At 47.5% G+C, this 242-nt stretch carries 1 protein-coding gene; it reads left to right on the top strand.

The window, feature by feature from the left end; genetic code table 11:
- Positions 1 to 242 (top strand): Nif3-like dinuclear metal center hexameric protein (locus ACYP03_RS27625; RefSeq protein WP_459782886.1); only part of this gene is annotated, 242 nt, incomplete at both ends.

Below are 242 nucleotides of genomic sequence, written 5' to 3'. Positions count from 1 at the left end.
ACGAATTAAAGCATTGATCGAAAATGGTATTAATCTTTATGCCTACCATTTACCTTTGGATGTCCACCAGGAGCTGGGAAATAATGCCCAACTAGCGGATCAATTAGGCATAAAACATCTGGGTGGGCTGGAGCCTGGTAATCCGCACCCTGTTGCCGTGTACGGCGAATTTACAACGGCGCTGACCGGCGATCAACTCGCCAGCCGAATGGAGAGGGTGATTAATCGCAAACCCTTAAATA

This window comes from Photobacterium sp. R1, assembly GCF_054600795.1.
Note: the sequence above shows the minus strand (reverse complement) of the source record. Positions and strands in the feature narration are given on the sequence as shown.